This is a genomic window from Phenylobacterium sp., from assembly GCF_036501465.1.
Lineage (GTDB): Bacteria > Pseudomonadota > Alphaproteobacteria > Caulobacterales > Caulobacteraceae > Phenylobacterium.
The window spans coordinates 1-4,689 of sequence record NZ_DASYAF010000041.1 but is presented as its reverse complement, the minus strand read 5'-3'; the positions used below and the strand labels follow the sequence as shown (position 1 = coordinate 4,689).

The 4,689-nt window shown below is 68.8% G+C and carries 3 protein-coding genes; all 3 read left to right on the top strand.

The window, feature by feature from the left end; translation table 11 throughout:
• Positions 1-319 precede the first annotated feature (319 nt).
• Positions 320-517 carry a hypothetical protein gene (locus VGL85_RS04120; protein WP_331586278.1) on the top strand — a complete coding sequence of 66 codons (198 nt, stop codon included), beginning with the start codon at positions 320-322 and terminating at the stop codon, positions 515-517.
• Positions 518-731: 214 nt separating this feature from the next.
• Complete coding sequence (locus tag VGL85_RS04115; RefSeq protein WP_331586275.1) at positions 732-3,920, top strand: efflux RND transporter permease subunit; 3,189 nt, start codon at positions 732-734, stop codon at positions 3,918-3,920.
• An 85-nt stretch (positions 3,921-4,005) separates the two neighbouring features.
• On the top strand, positions 4,006-4,689 hold a 684-nt coding region (locus tag VGL85_RS04110; RefSeq protein WP_331586273.1), incomplete at its 3' end, for an efflux RND transporter periplasmic adaptor subunit.

The following is a 4,689-nucleotide window of genomic DNA, read 5'->3' as shown; positions in this document are numbered from 1 at the left end:
GCTCTTCCGGCGTCTCCGCCGCGCGGGCCTGCACCGCCAGGTCGCGGGCCAGCATCAGGCCGAGCTCTGCGAGCTCGCCCAGGATCTGCTCGGCTCTCTCGCGCTTGGTGGTGTCCGGTGTCATAGAACAAAACAAGAACACAGATCGAGCCCAAAGTCAAGGATTTTCGCACCACCGCCTGCGCAGGCCGCCGCGACAAGGCCCCGTGGTCGTGATGGCACGGTTCATGCGGCCGGTGCGGCCTGGGGCGCCAGGACCGGTCAATTTGGGTCTGGCGCTGGGGGGCGCCCATCGGCGTTCAGCAAGTGAGTGGCGTTGATGACCGATCGTATCCTGCCCGCCGAGCCCGACGTAATGGCCGCCCTTCACGCGCTGGCCAGCGACCCCGACGCCAAGGCGCGCGCCACATCGATCCTGCGTGAAGAACTCCGCGGCGCGACCTCTCTGGAGCGGTCGCACCTGATCGCCTTGATCACGCTGCTGGAACGGGCCACGCCGGACGACTCCAGGCACTGAGGCGATCAAGGCGCCGCGTGTCGCGGTCCGACCGGCGGCCGCGAGGCGGCGGCGCGGGGTGCGGGCCAGGGCGACCCGGGCCTGCCCATACCGTCCTTCTTAAAAACATCTTCATTGGAACTGGTCCCCCGGTTGGGTCCAAAGGAGCCTCCGGATAAGCGGCGCGGCGTCGGGGCTGCGGCGCAGCGCCTGCCCGCAAGGTCCGGAGTCGAGTTTGAACGCCCTAGTCCGCATTGCGCTGTCACGGCCCTACACCTTCATCGTGATGGCCGTGCTGATCATGATCTTCGGAATCATGGCGGCGCTGGAGACGCCCACCGACATCTTCCCGGACATCCGCGTGCCGGTGATCGGGGTGGCGTTCAACTATTCGGGCCTGTCGCCGCAGGACATGTCGAACCGGATCGTCACCCAGTTCGAACGCTTCCTGACCACCACGGTCAACGACGTGGAGCACACCGAGAGCCAGTCGCTGCCCGGCATCGGGGTGGTGAAGATCTTCTTCCAGCCAGGCACCGACATCCGCACGGCCACCGCCCAGGTCACCGCCACCGCCCAGACCTCGATCAAGCAGATGCCGCAGGGCGTGAACCCGCCGCTGATCCTGAACTATTCGGCCGCCACGGTGCCGATCCTGCAGCTGGCCGACAGCGACAAGACGCTGTCGGAGCAGAAGCTGTTCGACCTGTCGCAGGTGGTGATCCGCCCGGCGGTGACCACGGTGCGCGGGGCGGCGACGCCCTATCCCTACGGCGGCCAGATCCGGCAGATCCAGATCGACCTGGACCCCCAGGCCATGCAGTCCAAGGGCGTTTCGGCCAACGACATCAACGCCGCCCTGGCCGCCCAGAACCAGATCCTGCCGGCCGGCTTCGTGAAGATCGGCTCCTACCAGTACAACGTCCGCCTCAATGACGCGGCCGAGAGCATCGACGAGCTCAACAGCCTGCCGATCAAGACGGCGGGCGGCGCGACGATCTTCATCCGCGACGTGGCCCAGGTGCGCGACGGCGCGAGCCCGCAGACCAACATCGTCCACGTGGACGGCGGCCGCGCGGTGCTGTCGACCATCCTGAAGATCGGCTCTGCCTCGACGCTGGCGGTGGTGCAGGGGGTGAAGGACAAGCTGCCGGCGCTGGCCGAACAGCTGCCGTCGACCTTCAAGATCACCGCGCTCAACGACCAGTCGCTGTTCGTGAAGGGCGCGATCTCCGGCGTGGTGCGCGAGGGCGCCATCGCCGCGGCGCTGACCAGCCTGATGATCCTGCTGTTCCTGGGAAGCTGGCGCTCGACGGTGATCATCGCCATCTCGATCCCGCTGTCGGTGCTGGCGGCGATCGCGGCGCTTTCGGCCACCGGCCAGACCTTCAACATCATGACGCTCGGCGGCCTGGCGCTGGCCGTGGGCATCCTGGTGGACGACGCCACGGTGACCATCGAGAACATCAACTGGCACCTGGAGCAGGGCAAGGAGGTCAGGACCGCGATCCTGGACGGCGCCAATCAGATCGTGACCCCGGCCTTCGTCTCGCTGCTGTGCATCTGCATCGTCTTCGTGCCGATGTTCCTGCTGAAGGGCGTGGCGGGCTTCCTGTTCGTGCCCATGGCGATGGCGGTGGTCTACGCCATGATCGCCTCCTTCGTGCTGTCGCGGACCCTGGTCCCGACCATGGCCATGTACCTGCTGCGGCCGCACGCCCACGAGGTGGCGGCCAGCCAGGGGACGCGCAATCCGTTCGCCCGCTTCCAGCGCCGGTTCGAGGCGGGCTTCGCCCAGGTGCGCTCGATCTATGCGGGCCTGCTGGAGCGCGCGATGGGCGCGCGCCGGCCGTTCCTGCTGGGCTTCCTGACCGTCGTCCTGGCCTCTTTCGCCCTGGCCCCATTCCTGGGCTCGAACTTCTTCCCCTCGGTGGACGCCGGCCAGATGACCATCCACGTCCGCGCGCCGATCGGCACGCGGGTGGAGGACACCTCGCTGGAGTTCGGCCGTATCGAGGCCACCGTGCGCAAGGTGATCCCGCCGGACGAGCTGGCCTCGCTGGTGGACAACATCGGCCTGCCGAACAGCTCCATCAACACGGTCTATTCGAACTCCGGGGTGATCGGGCCCGAGGACGGCGACCTCTATGTCAGCCTGAAGCCGCACCACCATCCCACCGCCGACTATGTGAAGACCCTGCGCGAGGTGCTGCCGCGTGACTATCCGGGCAGCACCTTCGCCTTCCTGCCGGCGGACATCGTCAGCCAGATCCTGAACTTCGGCTCGCCCGCGCCGATCGACCTGCAGGTCGCCGGCCCCAACGCCGAGGCCAACCGCGACTACGCCAACATGCTGCTGCGCAAGATCCACGGCATCCGCGGCCTGGCCGACGTGCGCATGCAGCAGCCGGAGGGCGGCCCGGAGCTGCGCGTCAACATCGACCGGGTCCGCGCCGCGCAGCTGGGCCTGGCCGAGCGCGACGTGACCAACAGCCTGCTGGGCACGCTGGCCGGCAGCGGCCAGGTCGCGCCGACCTACTGGGTGAACCCGCAGAACGGGGTCTCCTATCCGATCGTCGCCCAGACGCCGGAGTTCCGGGTGCCCTCGATCGCGGGCCTGGAGGACGTGCCGATCAACAGCTCCAGCGGCGGCCCGGCGCAGATGCTGGGCGGCCTGGGTTCGATCAGCCGCGACTCCACGCCGGCGGTGGTCACCCACTACAACGCCCTGCCGGTGATCGACATCTACGCCACCACCCAGGGCCGCGACCTGGGCTCGGTGACCGCCGACATCAACAAGGTCCTGAAGGCCGAGGCCAAGGACCGGCCGAAGGGCGCCACCGTCGCCCTGCGCGGCCAGATGGTGACCATGGACGACGCCTTCTCGGGCCTGTTCTTCGGGATCGCCGCGGCGATCGTGCTGATCTACCTGCTGATCGTCGTGAACTTCCAATCCTGGCTGGACCCGGGGGTGATCATCACCGCCCTGCCGGCGGCCCTGGCCGGCATCGTCTGGATGCTGTTCGCCACCGGCACCACGCTGTCGGTGCCGGCGCTGACCGGGGCGATCATGTGCATGGGCGTGGCGACCGCCAACTCCATCCTGGTCATCAGCTTCGCGCGTGAGCGCCTGGCGGCCACGGGCGATGCGATCCGCGCGGCCAAGGAGGCCGGCTTCACCCGCTTCCGTCCCGTCGTGATGACGGCGCTGGCGATGATCATCGGCATGACGCCGATGGCGCTGGGCCTGGGCGAAGGCGGCGAGCAGAACGCGCCGCTGGGCCGCGCCGTGATCGGCGGGCTGATCTTCGCCACCATCGCCACCCTGATGTTCGTCCCCGTGGTCTTCAGCCTGGTGCACGGACGCCGCGCTCATGCGCCCGCGCCGGTCCCGACCGCGGTTCCCGGAGAGACCTATGCCTGACTCCACGCCTGTCCCCGAGCCGTTTGGACATGAGCCGTCTGGACATGAGCCGTCGGGGCATGACCACGGCCCCTCGACGCCGGTGGTGACCCACATCTCCGACCGGCGGCTGAAGATGCTGGGCGGCGTCGCCGCCGCGGTCGCCGTGGTGGTGGTGGTCGGCGGCCTGGTCACCCGCGTCCAGGCCGACCAGGGCCAGAAGACCTGGACCCGCGAGCAGGCGATCCCGACGATCAACCTGGCGAAGATCGAGGCCGGCGGCACGCGCCAGCTGGCGCTGCCCGGCGAGATCCAGGCCTTCTACAACGCCCCGATCCACGCCCGCGTCTCGGGCTATCTCAAGAAGTGGTACGTGGACATCGGCACGCCGGTGAAGGCCGGCCAGCTGCTGGCCGACATCGACACGCCGGACCTCGACCAGCAGGTGCTGCAGGCCCGCGCCGACCTGGCCACGGCCCAGGCCAACCAGAGCCTGGCCGCCACCACCGCCGAGCGCTGGAAGGGCCTGGTGGCCGCCGACGCGGTCTCCAAGCAGGAGGCCGACGAGAAGTCCGGCGACCTGGCCGCCAAGACCTCGCTGGTCAACGCCGCGCGCGCCAACCTGAACCGCCTGCTGGCGCTGGAATCGTTCAAGAAGATCACCGCGCCCTTCGCCGGCGTGGTCACCACGCGCTCCACCGACATCGGCCAGCTGATCGCCGCCGGCGCGCCGAACGACCCGGCCCTGTTCACCGTCGCCGACCAGCACAAGCTCAGGGTCTATGTCCGC